Genomic DNA, 17,060 nt, shown 5'->3' with positions numbered 1-17,060 from the left:
ACGGTGCTTTGTCATGTTTTCTAGCCGCGGTGGGCGGTATACACGCCGCGCTTCGTATAAAAGCGCAGCGCTTTGATTTCCTGGTCTGTCAGACGGCGTCCGCCGACAGATTTGACGTTTTCCCGAAGCTGCGGGATTTTGCTTGCCCCCGGGATGACCGCGCCAACAGCAGGCTGGGCGAGAACGTATTTCATGGCGGTTTCGGTTGCGGTCAGATCCGGCGCCGTTTTCTCAATATCAGCTTTTGTCTTGATCAGCTCGCCATAAGAATAAGATAAATAACCGCTTTTCTTGATATTGGCGTTTGCCTGGGAAATAGGTCTTTCGGTGAGGAGACCTTTTGCAAGCGGTCCTCTTGCGATGACGCTGATTCCGTGTTCTTCCAGGAAGGACAGCCATTCCTCAGGCCGGCGGTCGAGCAAGCTGTACTGCATCATAACAGTGATGATATTCGATTTTTTGACGTATTCTTTGATGACATTCGGACGGATCGAAGAAATTCCGTAATAGCGGATGACGCCTTCCTGCTTTAATTCTTCAAACGCTTCGATCGTTTCGTCGATATTGTCTTCAATCGTTCCGCCATGAAGCTGATAGAGATCGATGTAATCCGTTTGCAGGCGCTTCAAGCTCCGTTTGACAGCTTCTTTTATGTACGCTTTGCTCGGGTCCCAAAACCAGCCCGGTTTTCCTTCCTCCCAGCGGTTTCCCGCTTTGGTGGCGAGGATGACGTCATGGCGCCTCGCCTTGATTGCATCACCGACCATTTCTTCATTTAATCCAAAGTCGTACAGATCGGCAGTATCGACATAATTGATGCCAAGCTCCAATGCTTCATCCAAGATGGACCGTGCACGCTGTTTGTCTGTTCCGAGGGACATACAGCCGAGGCCGACTTCACTCACCTTTAATTCAGATCGTCCAAGCGTTCGTTTTTCCATATGCTTCACTCTCCTTTTCTGCTACTTTGAACGTAATACAAAGAAGCGAAGTTTTCAACTAAATCAGCTCCATTATCACGATGGCCAGAGAGCAAATGAAACAGACTGCCGCGGGAATGGCCATTAAAAAAGATTGGCGGGCCCGGAATATGTGAGCATGGATGGCTCCGATCATGAGAATGGAGAACAACACCCCTGAAGAAAGAGCCGAATACGGATTCCACACTCCCCATGCCATGCCGAGCGCCCCAACGATTTCAAGACCCCCTGTCATTGAAAGAAACCATAACGGGTATTGATAATGGCGCCAATGTTCCACTTGGAATGGAACGTGTAAAACCTTGATGACGCCTCCAGTCAACATAAACGCCGCCAAACCGATTTTTAAAAAAAGCAATACCATCTGAGATTCACTCCGTTTCCGCTGGCTGTTCAGGAGACGGCAGCATGCCGTGTATGAAAAGGTCGACTGTGTGTGCCGCCAGACCCGCCGGATCTTTTGTTCCTGTAAGCAAGTATAAGTCTGTCAGGTGTTCGATCATCCCGATCAGGCATTCCGCAACGGTTTCCATATCCAACCCGGAGCGAAAAAAGCCGAGCCGCTGTTCAGCTTCTAAGTTTTCTTTCAGCGCCACCGTCAAATCCCTTTTGATTTGTTTGGCTTCCGGATTGAGAAAAAAGCCGATGCGGGTTAAATCCGGGTCTTCAGCCAGAAACATAAAAACGGTTTCTACAGCAGACAACACCCGTTTTGCAACATCTTTTCGTTCGATTCCACTTTCTAAGCGAAAGGACTCGATCTGCTTTTTTAAACTCGTATGAAAATCGGTGATTAACTCTTTGAAGATGGCATCTTTGCTTTGAAAATAAAGATAGAAGGAGGGCTGGGTCAGTCCGGCTTTTTTGACGATTGTACTCACCTTTGTGTCGTGAAATCCCCGGCTGGCAAATTCATTTGCCGCCACTTTAAGCAATCGCTGTCTGCTTTCCTTTCCTTTTCGTCCTTTTTCATTTTCCACATTGAATCGCCTCACATAATAATACTCGTCAGTAATGTTACTGACGAGTATTATTTCATATCGCATCATAGGTTGTCAATTATTGATCTGAAATCCATTCTCTCACATATTCATACATCCGCCCGTATTCTTTCAGCTTGGCGCGGATCTCCCACGCTTTTCCCGACATCACGATTCTGTCGGCTAAACGGTAGATCTTCATGGCGCGTCCCCCTTTTCGTGGTGTATGATAAAATGTATGGGATAAACAGCAGCAACAGAACTTAGGAGATGATCAAACTGAAACGCTTAGAGGAGAAAACAATATCAAAAGAAAAGCTTTTTTCAGGCAAGGTAATTGATCTGTATCTGGAAGATGTCGAACTGCCGAACGGCAAAACAGGCAAGCGCGAAATCGTCAAACATCCCGGTGCTGTGGCCGTCTTGGCACTGACCGATGAAGACAACATCATCCTCGTCAAACAGTACAGAAAAGCGCTTGAACGGACGATTGTCGAAATTCCGGCAGGCAAGCTCGAAAAAGGGGAGAAGCCTGAATATACCGCAATGCGGGAGCTTGAAGAAGAAACGGGGTATACGGCGTCCGTGCTCAAAAAAATCACCGCTTTCTATACATCTCCGGGGTTTGCCGACGAACTGGTGCATCTGTACTTGGCGGAAGGGCTGACACCTCTGGAAGAAAAGCGCGAACTTGATGAAGACGAATTTGTTGAAGTAATGGAGGTGCCGCTTGACGGGGCGCTGAAGATGATGGAAAGCCAGGACATCTACGATGCGAAGACAGCTTATGCCATCCAGTATCTTGAGCTTAAGAGAGCCTTGCAAGCAAAAAAATGAAAGAAATCTTTGCGGACATGCATATCCATATCGGGCAGACCGAATCAGGAAGGCCGGTGAAAATAACGGCGGCCCGCTCGCTCGTGCTTGACGAGATTTTAATTGAAGCAAGCGAACATAAAGGAATGGGGTTGATCGGCATTATCGACTGCCATTCGCCTGAGGTGCTGGCCGAAATCGAAAAAGGAGTGGCGTCCGGACGCTATGCCGAGCTTGAAGACGGCGGAATCAAATATAAAGAGACCGTGCTGTTATGCGGATCTGAATTGGAAATCTATGATGGCAGATGCCGCGGGCCGATTCACGTCTTGGCGTTCATGCCGACGATCGAGAGGATGAAGCAGTTTTCCGACTGGCTCTCCGAAAGGGTCACAAACATTCATCTCAGCTCACAGCGCATCTATGAGACAGGCGTCCGCCTTCAGGAGAAGGTCAAAGAACTGGGCGGTCTGTTTATTCCCGCTCATATTTTCACGCCGCATAAGAGCCTGTACGGAAAAGGAGTCAGGTACTCCCTGAAAGAGGTCTTTGATGAGCGGCTGATCGATGCGGTCGAACTCGGACTGAGCAGTGACACAGAAATGGCCTCGCATGTGTCTGAACTGAACCGGTATGCTTTTTTGACCAATTCCGACGCCCATTCTCTCGCAAAAATCGGCAGGGAATACAATAAGCTGCTGCTGAAGCAGGCGAGCTTTAAAGAATTTTCGCTTGCTTTGAAGAATGAGGAAGGGCGGCGCATCGCGGCTAACTACGGAATGAATCCGCAGCTTGGCAAGTATTATCAGACTGCCTGTGAGAAATGCAGCCGCCTAAAAGAAGCCGGCGAAACGGAATGCGCAGCATGCGGCAGCACAAAGTTTACAAAAGGGGTCAGCACCCGCTTAAAAGAGCTGTACGATCAACATACAAGCCCGGTCAAGCGTCCGCCTTATGTGCACCAGGTGCCGCTTCAGCTCCTCCCCGGCATCGGCCCGAAAACGATTCAGAAGCTGAAAGAGGCCTTCGGAACGGAAATGAATATTCTTCATTACGCCGAGGAAAGCGACCTTTTCGGCATGCTCCGTCCGCAAACGGCCGAGCTTGTGATCAAAGCGAGAAAAGGTGAGCTTGAGCTAAAAGCGGGAGGCGGAGGGACCTACGGAAAAGTACAAATGTAAAAAGGAGACTTAAGGAAGAGAATGGAGTGGAAGCTGAAATCTTTTGAAGGTTTGTCAAAAGACGAGCTGTATCGCATCATAAAGCTGCGAATAGACGTCTTTGTCGTCGAGCAGAACTGTCCGTACCATGAACTTGATCATTTGGATGAGCTGGCCCACCATTTATTTTTAGAGGAAAAAGGTGAGATATTGGCCTATTGCAGGCTGTTTCCAGGCGGAGCGGTTTATGAAGAGGCGTCAATCGGCCGGGTGATCGTCCGCAAAGAGGACAGAGGCAAGAGATACGCGCAGACGCTTCTTGAAAAGGCGCTCGGTTTTTTGGAAAGCGAGTGGAGAGAGAAGGCTGTCAAAATCAGCGCCCAGGACCATCTGCGCTCCTTTTACAGCTCATTTGGATTTAAGGAAGTTTCGGAAGTCTATTTAGAAGACGGCATCCCACATGTCGATATGCTCAAGAATGTCCAACAGAAAAAATAAAACAGAGAAAAATCCTCCCTTTTCTAAAGGAGGATTTTTCTTTGGCTGAAATAACCAGAACCTGACTTTCATATCACACATAAGATGCTAAATATAATGTTTGGCACAGGAGGCATTTATGATATGGAACAGGCTGAGCAAATGTATGTAGAGCTATTAAAAAAAGCCATTTTATTTGAAATTTGGCAGGAGCATGAACGTTATATACCGGTCAATGTACCTGTCCCGCATGAATTGCAAAGGAGGATCGGATGGAACAATCTAAAAATTGTGCGCTGTGTCGCTCCTAATCCTGAATCCCGCAAAGCGGGAACGGACTGGCCGCCGATTGCCCACAGCATGATCGGCCGGGTGCGTATGAACAATTTGCAGATGTGCATGGAAACGGTATTGAAAGAAGACATAGCGGGAGATTTCATCGAAACAGGTGTATGGCGGGGCGGTGCTTGTATTTTTATGAAAGGGTTCTTGAAAGTGCATGGAGTCGATAACCGCAAAGTGTGGGTGGCGGATTCCTTTGAAGGCCTGCCGGCGCCGGACATCGAAAAATACCCGCAAGACACGGGGGACCGGCATCATAAGGTTGATTTTTTAAGGGTTTCGCTCGAGGAAGTGAAACAAAACTTTCAAAAATACGACTTGCTTGATGAGGGCGTTCAATTTTTGAAAGGCTGGTTCAAAGACACGCTGCCTGAAGCTCCAATTGACCAGCTCGCCATTTTGCGGCTTGACGGCGATATGTATGAATCGACAATGGATAGTCTGTCCAATTTATATGACAAGGTGTCAAAAGGCGGCTTTATCATTATTGATGACTTCACTCTAAAAGGATGCCGCGCAGCCGTGCTTGATTTCCTGAAAGAACAGGGGCTGGATCAATCCGTGCTCGTTCCCATCGATCCATACTCCGTTTATTGGCGAAAGCCGTAAAGGAAAACCGAAGGTGCATCTTCAGGGTTAGATGCACCTTTTTTCAAATCGATTCACTCTCCGAGTTCTTTTCTGTACATTTTTCTTAAGGTTATACCGGAAAATATTCAAGAAACCGGGTGAAGGGGAGCGACGTCTTTGCAATAGGCGGCTGTTGTGAAAGGAGATGAGATTTAGTTTGTTTGTTGTATTCCATCAACACGCAATCTTGATGCTCGCCTCATGCAGTTAATTTCGGAAGGATTCGCACTTTTTTAAAACCGCATTTTTCATAACATCGCAAAGCGCGCGTATTTCTCATTGGAGGGTCTATAACTACTTGCTCGCTTGCCCTTTCATGCAAAATTCATTTTCTTATTTGAGCAGAAGGGAAAGAGAGATTTTTTTCTTTGCCATGTGTATGGGAATTTTTATCACTTTTTGGATCCATGGTACAATAACAAATTCAAGCTCTTAAACGAATAGAGGTGGACACGAGAAGTGTTGTTTTACATATTTTTAACACTGTATATCATCGCAGTATTGTTTCTTAATTCTGTATATGATTTAAGTAATGAAGTATGAACTGTTTTATTTGCTATATTTTTAAGTGCTCTAGTATTTCGAAGGATTTTGAAACGAGTGAAAAGGTATATGATAAAACCCTTATAGGCCATAGGAATTTTTTCTGTAGTTCAATTGAAAAAACGCGTTCAGCAGGACGAATTATCATTCGTGATTCTGAAAGAAGGTCATGAAAAAGTATCAAAACACCAAACCTCTTCCAATCCGATCAAACGTTTTTCACAGCACATCCTCTTTTCTAATGCTCTGCTCCTGGGCTTGGTGAATCCACGGCTCAAAACCGACTTGATGATATCATTGACTGTATTTCAAGGAAAAAATACACCTTAACATACGGCGGCATAAATACAAGTATCCCTGTATTCGCTCAGGTCATTCGAAAGATCGTCATGATGCAAAACCGCTTCAAGCTGAAAACCGAGCCGCTCAGCCATTTTTCTGCTTCTGTGATTGGTGCTGTCACAGCGTATTTCGAGCCGTTTTGCCCCGAGAGCGTTCTTTGCGAAATCGATGAGGCCCTTGAGCGCTTCTGTCATATATCCTTTTCCGGCAAATTCGGAATGGCACCAATAGCCGATTTCAAACCGCTTCGCTTCCCAGTTCATGCGGTGAAGGCCGGTGCTGCCGATAAAAGCGCCGGATTCTTTATGGAAAATATGCATTCTCAGATCCTTCCGCAAAATAAAATAGGCCTGCGCCTGTCTGACGTTGATTTCTGTTTCTTCCGCCTTCGGCAGCTCCCTGGCAAACGGCATCCACGGCTTCAGCTCAGGCAACGATTTTCGAATGGCGTCATGGACGGCCGCGCCGTCGCCTGCCCTTGGAGCTCTGACAAAAAAGCGCGGGGTTTCAAAGCTGTCCGGAAAATTAAGCAGTATCGGATTCATACGGGTCTCCTCCAATTTTTCTTAAATGCCCTGTTCATCATGCCATCTTCCCATCACAATCGTGTTTTCATATGTGCCGTCAGAAAGCCGCTTGTCTTTTTTTAAAATTCCTTCTATTTCAAAGCCAAGCTTTTGATATAGACTAAAAGCCCTCTTATTTGTTTCCGACACGCGCAGGGTTATTTTTTGAATGCTTGCGGTGTCAGCCCAAACAATCGATTCGTTTAAAAGGCGGTTTCCGATGCCGTATCCCCAAAACTCTTTCAGCACGCATATACCAAACTCCACTTGATGAGAGAAGCGTTTTAAATCCTGTCCGGCACATCTTGAAAAGCCGACGATTTTGTTTTGCGCGACCGCCACTAAAAACAAGCGGCGTTCATGTTCGCTGTCTTTTTTTATCAGTTCTCTAAAGTCCGCTTCATCAATAAAGCCTTCACCTTTTTCCCTGTCCAAATATTCGGTTTCTCCATCGATCTGTACCCTTAAAGCCGACAATTCCTTTGCATCTTGTCGTCCGGCGGGCCTGACAATGTAGCTCAGCCCTTTGACATCAAAGTGTTTTTCGTTCATGAGGTACTCCAATCATTTTTTATATCCAATAGTCTATCACATTCTTTAGTTGAAAATGACTGAATATAACAAAAATAGACCGCGGTGGTCGTTTTCGCGGTCTATAGCTTACGGCCTTAACCTTATCCATTGCTTTCGGCAGCGTAATCAGCGGTTTGATCTCTAAGGGCGCCGGGTGGATGAATGCGCATTAAAAAGACATATGCCGCAAAAGCGAGAAGCACGCCTGAAAACCATGAAATATCATAGAGCGGCTTCAAAGCCGGCAAGTATGTCCCGATCAGAGACATAAACGCTCCGAGCCCGACTGCGGCAAATGCGCGGTAATTGTAGCCTTTATAGTACGTGTACCTCCCGTTTAGAGAGTAGAGCTCTTCGATGTGAAGCGTGCGCCTGCGGATGATGTAATAATCGGCAAGCATCACACCGGCGACAGGCCCCAATATTCCGCCGATCGTGCCGAGAAAGGAAAACACGCTTGCTTCATTCTCCATCAGCTTCCACGGGAACGTAAACAGGGCAAAGCCTGCGGTCATATAGCTTCCGCGCTTAAAATTGATATATTTCGGCAGCGCATTCGCCAAATCATAGGCGGGAGAGACGATGTTTGCCGCGACATTTACCGAAATGGCGGCAATGCAGAGCGTAATGACTGAAAGCGCGATGATCAACGGATTATCGAAATGATTCAAAATGTCGACCACGTCCCAAATCGGCTTGCCGTAGGCCACTTGTGAACCTGACGTGACGGTGATGCTTGCAAAGGCAAATAGCACGAATGTGCCCGGCAGACCGTAAAACTGCCCCTTTATCTGTTCCTTTTGGCTTGAGGCAAATCTCGTAAAATCGGGAATATTCAAAATCAGCGTTGCCCAGATGCCGATGATTCCCGTCACTCCGGCCAGGAAAGGCCAAATCAAGTCGCCGAATGTATGAAATGTTCCCGGCTGTTGATAGATGGGGCCAAGTCCGCCTGCGATATCGACCGCCCACCATACCATACCGCCAAAAACGAGATAAACGAGCGGGCCGGCCCAGACTTCAAACTTCCTAATCGACTCCATGCCGTGGTGAAGCACGAGCAGATGGATCCCCCAAAAGAAAATAAACGACAAAAGGCCCGGCAAGCGAAGGCCAAACAAATTCCAATCCCCGCCGATGTTTTCAAAGCCGCTCCACAGATTTAAAACCAGGATGTGAATCGCCGTACTGCCGGCGAAAGCTTGAATGCCAAACCACATAATCGCGACAAAACCGCGAAGAAGCGCTGGAATATTAGCGCCGAAAATCCCGAAGGAAGATCTAATCAGCACGGGAAAGGGAACGCCGTACTTCGCGCCGGCATGGCCATTCAGCGCAAGGGCGATATAGAGGACAAGGGAAGCAACAGCGATAATCCCCAACACCTGCCACGGGGAAAGCCCGATAGATATGAGCCCGCCCACTGTTGCATATGTTGGGATGTTATGGATGCATCCCATCCAAATCGAGGCAAAATTGACGGCTTTCCAGTTGCGCTCCTCCGGCTTTAAAGGCAGCAAATCCTTGTTCATCAGCATATGTTCTCCGCGAATGTTTTCTTGACTGCTAGATTTCATGTCATCCCTCCCGATCTTCCATTTTTAAGAAATATAACTTAAGAATCTGAAAATTCCATCAGACAAACTAAACAATTTTTTTGCAGCGTTTATGAAGGTTAACTAAAAGCAGGATCAGACATGCCGGAGAGGGGCGAGCAAAAATATTCGCTTTTTATGAAACAGTTGTTTATTTCATTCATAGGATAAAAGACCGGGAAGGCGTTTATCCACAAATGTGAAAACGCTTTCTCTACGGATCACTATGAGGAGGGGTCAATGTGAAGAAAATTGTATTGGTCTGCGCAGCGGGGATGTCTACGAGCCTGCTCGTCAGCAGAATGAAACAGCATGCAGAGGTGCTGAAGGAAGAGGTCGACATCATCGCTTTGCCCGTTTCAGAAGCTGGGAGCGCCGCTGCTTCCGCGGACATCGTTCTTTTAGGTCCGCAGGTCAGATATCAAAAATCCCAGGTTGAATCAATAGCGGGAGACATTCCCGTTAGAGTGATCGACATGCGCGATTACGGAACAATGGACGGCAAAGCCGTGCTGGAAAAAGCTTTAGCGCTTATTGAATAAAAAGGAGGGGATCAGTGTTTTGAGCGGATTTATGGAGAAATTTGAACGAAATGTCGAACGGTTTTTAGTTCCGATCGCGGCAAAACTAAATTCACAACGACACATCTGTGCGATACGCGATGCTTTTATTTTATCCTTTCCGATTATTATGGCAGGTTCCATTATCATCTTATTAAACTTTGCCATCCTGTCGCCGGACGGGTTCATCGCCAAAATTTTGTTTCTTGAAAAATGGTTTCCGAATTTAGCCGATTATCAGGCGGTTTTCACGCCTGTATTACGGGGATCGCTTGACATTATGTCGATCTTTGTCGTGTTTCTCGTAGCGCGCAATTTAGCGATCTCCATGAAAACGGATGAGCTGCTGGCTGGCCTGACGGCTGTTTCCTGCTATTTTATCATTTATGCGCCGTATCGCCTGATCGAAAACGAAAGCTTTTTAACAATGAAATGGCTCGGCGCCCAGGGCCTGTTTGTCGCATTGATCATCGGGATCATCGTCGGTGAAGTGTTCAGCAGACTTTCAAACGCCAAGCGTCTGCAAATTCAGATGCCCCCGCAAGTTCCGCCGGCGGTGGCAAGGACGTTCAAAGTGCTGTTTCCGATCATTTTTATCACCATCGGCTTTGCCATCTTGAGCTTCGCGCTGACATCGCTGACGAAAAACGGTCTGCACGAACTGGTTTATACCGTTCTGCAAGCGCCGTTAAGGGATATGGGCACCAATATTTTCACGGTTGTCTTTCTCGGTGTCGTCGCCAATTTCCTTTGGCTGTTCGGGATCCATGGGCCCAATACGATCGCGGCGATCAGAGAAACGATTTTTGCCGAAGCCAATCTGGAAAATCTCGCTTTCGCGGCGAAGACGGGATCTGCCTGGAATGCTCCTTTCCCGGAGACATGGGCGCTTAATGACGCTTTTGCAAATTACGGGGGTTCAGGGATGACGCTTGGGCTTTTGATCGCGATTTTTATCGCTTCAAAGCGCCGGGATTACAAAGATATCGGCAAGCTTTCGATCGGTCCGGGATTATTTAATATCAATGAACCTGTGATTTTCGGTCTGCCGGTCGTATTAAATCCGATCTTTATGATTCCTTTTATCATTGTGCCGGCAGTCAATACTGTCGTCGGGTATTTGTTTATCAAGTTTCAGATCATTCCGCCGATCGCCTATGCCGTTCCGTGGACGACCCCGGGCCCGCTGATTCCGTTTCTCGGGACGGGCGGCAATTGGATTGCGCTTGGTGTCGGGCTTCTCTGTCTGGCCATTTCAACGATCATCTATCTACCGTTTGTGATCGCCGCCAATCAGACAGCGAATCTCGGCGGGGATCAGCAGCCTGAAAAACGAGAATCATAACACTCGTAAAGGGAGGCCTTGCCTGAAGCCTTCCTTTTATTTTTTAAAAAAAGTCATGCCGTTCTCGTTTCTCTCATACAATCTATTAAAATCAAAAGAGCGTCTGGGAGGAAGAACGATGCGAAAACACACGATGAAAGAACAGATATTTCAGCATTTGAAGGATCATCTGTCGATCTATTTATTTGTTTCGGTATTATTTTTGATGGGTGTGATTTTCGGCGCGGTGATCGTGAACAGTATGACGATCAGCCAAAAAGAAGATTTGTTCTATTATTTGAACCGGTTTTTTGGACAGCTCTCCGAGGGAAAAGCGGCAGGCTCAAAGGAAATGTTTGTACAAAGCTTTCTTCATAATATAAAATATTTGGGTTTGATGTGGATTCTCGGCATCTCGATCATCGGACTGCCCGTGATTTTTATCATGGTTTTTTTAAAAGGGATCGTCGTCGGATTTACAGTCGGCTTTTTAGTGAATCAAATGGGAATCAACGGTTTTTTCCTGTCGTTCGTGTCAGTGCTCCCGCAAAACGTCCTTCTGATCCCGGCTTACCTGATCATGGGCACATGCGCGATTGCCTTTTCACTCAGGCTCATCAGGCAGCTGTTTGTGAAGCGGAGCATCACGGAAGCGCCGGCCCAATGGTTTGGACGGTACGCGCTTGTCCTCTTGCTGATTCTTTCGATGTCTTTTGCATCCTCATTATTGGAAGCTTATCTTTCACCGCTGTTGATGGAAAAATTGACAAACTACATTTTGCCGAAACAGCATTAATTTATAATCATTATTAGAAAATATTCATTTTGTTTATCAATTTATAATGATTATAGTTGGCTCTCCGCGTCCATTTTGATATAATAAGCTAGGTAATGCGGCGTAGGAGGGAAAGTCAATGGAAACACGTATCGATCGAATTAAAAAACAATTGCATTCTTCCAGCTATAAACTCACCCCTCAGCGCGAGGCAACTGTAAGGGTGCTGCTTGAGAATGAGGAAGACCATTTAAGCGCAGAAGATGTATACCTCCTCGTAAAAGAGAAATCTCCTGAGATTGGTCTTGCCACAGTATATCGTACGCTTGAATTATTAACCGAATTAAAAGTGGTAGATAAAATCAACTTTGGCGACGGTGTGTCAAGGTATGACCTTCGCAAAGAAGGAGCCGCTCATTTCCACCACCATCTCGTCTGCATGGAATGCGGATCGGTCGTCGAAATTGAAGAAGATTTGCTTGAAGATGTTGAAGACATCGTTGAAAAGGATTGGAAATTTAAAATAAAAGACCACAGGCTGACATTCCATGGTATCTGCCATGACTGCCAGCAAAAAGAAGCGGAATAGACCGGATAGCGAGAACCCTTTCATCTCTGAGCGGGTTCTTTTTTGATTCATACGTATAAAACTTGTCTCTTTTGGCATAAGTTTTAGTAATGGAATCAAAAGAAGGGACCTGAGAGCGATGAAAATGCTGAAAACGGCTGCCGACATGATCAAAGTGTTCGTGCTGTTTACCGGTTTTACCGTCTTGTTTTATTATGCTATGATATGGATAAATTCAGAGTATGAAAACTATCATCGGTATGATAAACCGGAAGGAGCCGCTATGAAGGTCGCCTCGATGGAAGGAGTCGACGAGAACAGCTGGTTTGACCGGTTAATCTTTTTTTATTTAAACGGGGAGTAGAATAGCGTGAAAGTTCATATTAAAGATTTTATCCATTATGCCGTTGTTGAACGAGGGCTTTCCCACAACACGGTTGTCAGCTATGAACGGGATTTGAACAACTATGCCGCACATTTGGAGAAAACGGAAGGTCTCACTTCTCTCAATCAGGTGACAAGACTCCACATTATCCAGTTTTTAAAGCATTTGAAAGACGCCGGAAAATCGGGCAGGACAATCGCCAGACATCTCGCTTCCATCCGCGCCTTTCACCAGTTTCTGCTGAGAGAAAAAGTGACCGCCCAGGATCCCTCCGTCCATATCGAATCGCAAAAAACGGAACGGACGCTTCCGAAAGTGTTGTCTTTACAGGAGGTCGAAATCCTCCTGGACACGCCGAAGCTCACCAGCCCGTTCGGGTACAGGGATAAAGCGATGCTGGAGTTATTGTATGCGACAGGTATCCGCGTCAGCGAGATGATCGAACTGAAGCTTTCCGATGTCCACTTGTCGATGGGGTTTATCCGCTGCTTCGGAAAAGGGAGGAAAGAGCGGATCGTTCCGCTCGGCGAAGCGGCTTCACATGCCATCGGAGAATACCTCTCAAAGGCCAGGGGAAAGCTTTTGAAGAAAAACACGGAAGACGCCCTGTTTTTGAACCATCACGGCAGACAGATGAGCCGGCAGGGGTTTTGGAAAAACTTAAAGAAAATCGCTTTGGAGGCGGGGATTCAAAAAGAGCTCACTCCCCATACCTTAAGGCACTCATTCGCCACTCATCTCCTTGAAAACGGCGCCGATCTCAGGGCGGTACAGGAAATGCTCGGACATGCCGACATTTCGACGACGCAAATCTATACCCATGTCACGAAAACGAGACTGAAAGACGTCTATAAGCAGTATCATCCCCGGGCATAGCCGCGCTAGAGAACAAGGCGCGGTTTTTCATTTGCCGGGGGAAGGCTTTTTTGGCGTACGAATTGCGGGAAGTTTCTCACTATTTCCGTTCGTATTGTCAACCGTTGTGTAAACGGTTTATACTTGGCTAATAGCGGTATTTTGGTTTTTTTATGCCAAGCATAAAGATCATAGGAAAAAGGAGGCCATCAAATGCCTGCATATCATTACAACCGCGTATTTTTAATCGTTATGGATTCCGTCGGGATCGGTGAAGCGCCTGACGCTGAAAAATTTAATGACAAGGGTGCGGATACATTAGGCCATATAGCTGAACATATGGGAGGCATCAGCCTGCCGAACATGGCGAAGCTCGGGCTCAGCAACATCCGCGAGATCAAAGGAGTGCCGGTGGCAGATCAGCCGCTTGCCTACCACGGCAAAATGAAAGAAGCCTCAAATGGAAAAGACACCATGACGGGTCATTGGGAAATCATGGGGCTGTACATAGACAAACCATTCCGGGTATTTCCCGAAGGTTTTCCTGATGAATTGATCAATGAACTTGAAAAAAGATCGGGAAGAAAAGTGATCGGAAACAAGCCGGCGTCAGGGACGGCGATTTTAGACGAACTCGGCGCCGAACATATGGAAACAGGGGCGCTGATCGTCTATACATCAGCGGATTCCGTTTTGCAGATTGCCGCCCACGAAGAAGTGGTGCCGCTTGATGAGCTTTACAAGATCTGCGAGATCGCCCGCGAGCTGACGCTTGATGAAAAATATATGGTCGGCCGCGTCATCGCACGGCCGTTTGTCGGCAAGCCGGGTGAGTTTAAACGGACGCCGAACCGTCATGACTACGCGTTGAAACCGTTTGACAGAACCGTCATGAATGAAATGAAAGATAACGGCTTTGACGTGATTGCGATCGGCAAAATTTCCGATATTTACGACGGCGAGGGCATTACAGAATCGCTCAGAACAAAATCCAATATGGACGGGATGGACAAGCTGATCCAAACGCTTGAGGCGGACTTTACCGGCCTCAGCTTCGTCAACCTCGTCGATTTTGATGCCTTATTCGGACACCGCCGTGATCCTGAAGGATACGGAAAAGCGCTCGAAGAATTCGACGCAAGGCTTCCGGAGGTATTTGAAAAAATGCGGGAAGATGATGTGCTCATCATCACCGCCGACCATGGAAATGATCCGATCCACCACGGGACGGACCATACAAGGGAATATGTTCCGCTTCTCGTATACAGCAAGAAACATAAACAAACGGGGCAGCTTCCGCTCGCCGACACTTTCGCGGATATCGGCGCGACCATCGCCGACAACTTTAACACGAAAATGCCGACATACGGAAAAAGCTTTTTATCCCTGCTGAAATAGGAGGAAACGACGTGAAACAGATGATTTCAAATGCCGCGCAATATATTAAAGAAAAGACGGAGCACAAACCGGCTGTCGGTTTGATTTTGGGATCTGGCCTCGGTGTGCTCGCCGATGAGATTGAAGATGCCGTTCACATTCCGTATGAAGACATCCCCGACTTTCCGGTCTCTACTGTTGAAGGTCATGCCGGACAGCTTGTCTTCGGCGAGCTTGACAATGTGCAAGTCGTCGCAATGCAAGGACGCTTTCATTTTTATGAAGGCTACTCTCTCGATAAGGTGACCTTCCCTGTGAGAGTGATGAAAGAGCTTGGCGTCTCGACATTAATCGTTACAAACGCTGCAGGTGGTGTGAATGAATCATTCCGTCCCGGCGACTTGATGCTCATCTCGGATCACATCAACTATATGGGAACGAACCCGCTGATCGGGCCCAATGATTCAGCGCTTGGCGTACGATTTCCAGATATGTCGTCGGCTTATGATAGAGAGCTTCGCCTAATGGCGAAGAAAACAGCCGAGGAGCTGGACATCAGCGTACAAGAGGGTGTATACACGGCGGTTTCCGGCCCGTCCTATGAAACACCGGCCGAGGTCCGTTTTCTCAGAACGATCGGCACCGATGCCGTCGGTATGTCAACCGTTCCGGAAGTCATCGTCGCAAGGCATTCCGGCCTCCGCGTCCTTGGTATTTCATGCATTTCAAATGCGGCCGCCGGGATTCTCGATCAGCCGTTGTCACACGATGAAGTCATCGAGGTAACAGAAAAAGTAAAAGCCGACTTTTTACGGTTTGTCAAAGCCGCCGTTGCGAAAATCGGTCAAATGCAATAAATAAACGATCATCCAAGCCAATGCCAGTTCTAAAAAAGAGCATTGGCTTTTTCTTTTGAGATTTGGAGAAATTTTTACCAAAACATCCGTATAAATCCACCTGATTTGGAAAAAATAAAAAGGATTACGAAATGGAGGTCTGGGTGATGAAACGTCATTTATCCAAATTGCTGATTTTTACGATAATCCTTATGACAGCGCCATCCGCGTTTGCCAAAGAAAGTGGAAAGAAATCGACGGAGCTTGCTCATGAAGCGAAATCCGCCGTTCTGATCGAACGGGACACCGGAAAAATCATGTATGACAAAAACAGCCATGAGAAGCTTCCGCCGGCCAGCATGACAAAGGTCATGACCATGCTTTTGATCATGGAAGCCCTTGATGAAGGCAAGATTAAAATGAAGGATAAGGTCAGAACAAGCGAGTACGCCGCATCAATGGGCGGTTCGCAGATTTTCCTTGAACCCGGTGAAGAAATGACCGTTGAAGACATGCTGAAAGGAATCGCCATCGGGTCGGGAAATGACGCCTCTGTAGCCATGGCAGAGCATATTGCCGGATCTGAAGAGGAATTTGTCAAAAGAATGAATGAAAAAGCGGCTGAGCTGGACCTGAAAGATACATCTTTTCAAAACACGACAGGTCTTCCTGAAGAAGGCCATTACAGCACGGCTTATGACATGGCCATCATGGCCAAAGAGCTTTTAAAATATGATAAAATCACGAAGTTTACGGGCACATATGAAGACTACTTGAGAGAAGATTCGGATAAAAAATTCTGGCTGGTCAATACAAACAAGCTTATCAAATTTTATCCGGGTGTCGACGGAGTCAAGACAGGATTCACAAATGAAGCCAAATACTGCCTGACGGCTTCGGCGAAAAAAGGAGACATGCGCGTGATCGCCGTTGTTTTCGGCGCAAGCACGCCAAAGGATCGGAATGCGCAAGTCACAAAAATGCTCGATTACGCGTTCAGTCAATATGAAACACATCCGATGTATAAGCGGGGTGAAGTCATTTCCGAATTGAAGGTCAATAAAGGCCGCGATCAAAACATCAACCTCGTGACATCAGAACCGATTTCCCTTTTGACGAAAAAAGGTGAAAATATGGAATCCGTCAAAAAAGAGGTCAAACTGAAAGACGAGACTCAAGCGCCTGTCAAAAAAGGCACAGAACTAGGCACCCTCGTCCTCAAAAAAGACGGCAAGGTGCTCCATGAAAGCCCTCTTGTCGCAGAAAAAGATATGGAAAAAGCAGGCATGTGGACACTGTTCAAACGGACGATGACAAATTGGACAAAGTGGAGTGAATAATGCCGAACGGCCACTAGTTTTGTCATGGTGAAGGAA

General features: G+C 46.9%; 20 protein-coding genes. 13 read left to right on the top strand and 7 right to left on the bottom strand.

The window, feature by feature from the left end:
• Positions 1–20 precede the first annotated feature (20 nt).
• From P3X63_RS12910 to mciZ, 4 genes are all read right to left on the bottom strand, one after another.
• Complete coding sequence (locus P3X63_RS12910) at positions 21–941, bottom strand: aldo/keto reductase (RefSeq protein ID WP_077736548.1); 921 nt, start codon at positions 939–941, stop codon at positions 21–23.
• Between the two features lie 58 nt (positions 942–999).
• Entirely contained in the window at positions 1,000–1,344 is a 345-nt protein-coding gene (locus P3X63_RS12905; protein WP_026587714.1) for a DoxX family protein, read from the bottom strand.
• 7 nt (positions 1,345–1,351) lie between these two features.
• Complete coding sequence (locus tag P3X63_RS12900) at positions 1,352–1,960, bottom strand: TetR/AcrR family transcriptional regulator (RefSeq protein WP_277690985.1); 609 nt, start codon at positions 1,958–1,960, stop codon at positions 1,352–1,354.
• Positions 1,961–2,039: 79 nt separating this feature from the next.
• Positions 2,040–2,162: a Z-ring formation inhibitor MciZ gene (gene mciZ / locus P3X63_RS12895; protein WP_026587712.1), complete on the bottom strand. Its 123-nt coding sequence runs from the start codon at positions 2,160–2,162 to the stop codon at positions 2,040–2,042.
• Positions 2,163–2,239: 77 nt separating this feature from the next.
• Here mciZ and P3X63_RS12890 point away from each other — a divergent pair, with 77 nt between their 5' ends.
• The 4 genes from P3X63_RS12890 (at position 2,240) to P3X63_RS12875 (ending at position 5,364) form a co-directional block, all read left to right on the top strand.
• Positions 2,240–2,797, top strand: a complete 558-nt coding sequence (locus tag P3X63_RS12890; RefSeq protein ID WP_026587711.1) for an NUDIX hydrolase — start codon at positions 2,240–2,242, stop codon at positions 2,795–2,797.
• Positions 2,794–3,957, top strand: coding sequence for a TIGR00375 family protein (locus P3X63_RS12885; protein ID WP_277690982.1), 1,164 nt, complete (start codon positions 2,794–2,796; stop codon positions 3,955–3,957). The genes P3X63_RS12890 and P3X63_RS12885 overlap by 4 nt, the downstream gene beginning before the upstream one ends.
• Positions 3,958–3,978: 21 nt before the next feature.
• The gene (locus P3X63_RS12880; protein WP_277690980.1) at positions 3,979–4,434 is read left to right on the top strand and encodes a GNAT family N-acetyltransferase; all 456 of its coding nucleotides are present in this window, start codon (positions 3,979–3,981) and stop codon (positions 4,432–4,434) included.
• A gap of 123 nt (positions 4,435–4,557) precedes the next feature.
• Entirely contained in the window at positions 4,558–5,364 is an 807-nt protein-coding gene (locus P3X63_RS12875; RefSeq protein ID WP_026587708.1) for a TylF/MycF family methyltransferase, read from the top strand.
• An 890-nt stretch (positions 5,365–6,254) separates the two neighbouring features.
• Here the strand turns inward: P3X63_RS12875 and P3X63_RS12865 are convergent.
• The 3 genes from P3X63_RS12865 to P3X63_RS12855 all read right to left on the bottom strand — a co-directional run bounded on the left by P3X63_RS12865 (position 6,255) and on the right by P3X63_RS12855 (position 8,947).
• Positions 6,255–6,815: a GNAT family N-acetyltransferase gene (locus P3X63_RS12865; RefSeq protein ID WP_277690977.1), complete on the bottom strand. Its 561-nt coding sequence runs from the start codon at positions 6,813–6,815 to the stop codon at positions 6,255–6,257.
• A gap of 21 nt (positions 6,816–6,836) precedes the next feature.
• On the bottom strand, positions 6,837–7,388 hold the full coding sequence (locus P3X63_RS12860) for a GNAT family N-acetyltransferase (RefSeq protein WP_077736552.1): 552 nt from the start codon (positions 7,386–7,388) through the stop codon (positions 6,837–6,839).
• Between the two features lie 122 nt (positions 7,389–7,510).
• On the bottom strand, positions 7,511–8,947 hold the full coding sequence (locus P3X63_RS12855; RefSeq protein ID WP_372709710.1) for an NCS1 family nucleobase:cation symporter-1: 1,437 nt from the start codon (positions 8,945–8,947) through the stop codon (positions 7,511–7,513).
• Positions 8,948–9,246: 299 nt separating this feature from the next.
• On the opposite strand from P3X63_RS12855, the gene P3X63_RS12850 reads away from it, so the two are divergent.
• From P3X63_RS12850 to P3X63_RS12810, 9 genes are all read left to right on the top strand, one after another.
• Positions 9,247–9,546, top strand: a complete 300-nt coding sequence (locus P3X63_RS12850; RefSeq protein ID WP_077736553.1) for a PTS sugar transporter subunit IIB — start codon at positions 9,247–9,249, stop codon at positions 9,544–9,546.
• 31 nt (positions 9,547–9,577) lie between these two features.
• Positions 9,578–10,909, top strand: coding sequence for a PTS sugar transporter subunit IIC (locus P3X63_RS12845; RefSeq protein ID WP_256860482.1), 1,332 nt, complete (start codon positions 9,578–9,580; stop codon positions 10,907–10,909).
• A 118-nt stretch (positions 10,910–11,027) separates the two neighbouring features.
• Complete coding sequence (spoIIM, locus tag P3X63_RS12840) at positions 11,028–11,684, top strand: stage II sporulation protein M (protein ID WP_026587702.1); 657 nt, start codon at positions 11,028–11,030, stop codon at positions 11,682–11,684.
• A gap of 118 nt (positions 11,685–11,802) precedes the next feature.
• Positions 11,803–12,252 (top strand): ferric iron uptake transcriptional regulator, encoded by a 450-nt coding sequence (fur, locus tag P3X63_RS12835; protein WP_026587701.1) that lies wholly within the window; start codon positions 11,803–11,805, stop codon positions 12,250–12,252.
• A 118-nt stretch (positions 12,253–12,370) separates the two neighbouring features.
• Positions 12,371–12,595 (top strand): YqzK family protein, encoded by a 225-nt coding sequence (locus tag P3X63_RS12830; RefSeq protein WP_277690972.1) that lies wholly within the window; start codon positions 12,371–12,373, stop codon positions 12,593–12,595.
• Between the two features lie 6 nt (positions 12,596–12,601).
• Entirely contained in the window at positions 12,602–13,492 is an 891-nt protein-coding gene (gene xerD / locus P3X63_RS12825) for a site-specific tyrosine recombinase XerD (protein ID WP_026587699.1), read from the top strand.
• Between the two features lie 192 nt (positions 13,493–13,684).
• Positions 13,685–14,869, top strand: a complete 1,185-nt coding sequence (gene deoB, locus P3X63_RS12820) for a phosphopentomutase (protein WP_077736555.1) — start codon at positions 13,685–13,687, stop codon at positions 14,867–14,869.
• Between the two features lie 20 nt (positions 14,870–14,889).
• Complete coding sequence (locus P3X63_RS12815) at positions 14,890–15,705, top strand: purine-nucleoside phosphorylase (RefSeq protein WP_077737214.1); 816 nt, start codon at positions 14,890–14,892, stop codon at positions 15,703–15,705.
• A 146-nt stretch (positions 15,706–15,851) separates the two neighbouring features.
• The gene (locus P3X63_RS12810) at positions 15,852–17,024 is read left to right on the top strand and encodes a D-alanyl-D-alanine carboxypeptidase family protein (RefSeq protein WP_026587696.1); all 1,173 of its coding nucleotides are present in this window, start codon (positions 15,852–15,854) and stop codon (positions 17,022–17,024) included.
• Positions 17,025–17,060 lie beyond the last annotated feature (36 nt).

It is taken from the genome of Bacillus sp. HSf4, from assembly GCF_029537375.1.
GTDB lineage: Bacteria > Bacillota > Bacilli > Bacillales > Bacillaceae > Bacillus > Bacillus sonorensis_A.
The sequence above is the reverse complement of the archived record's forward strand: the minus strand, read 5'-3'. Positions and strand labels throughout refer to the sequence as shown.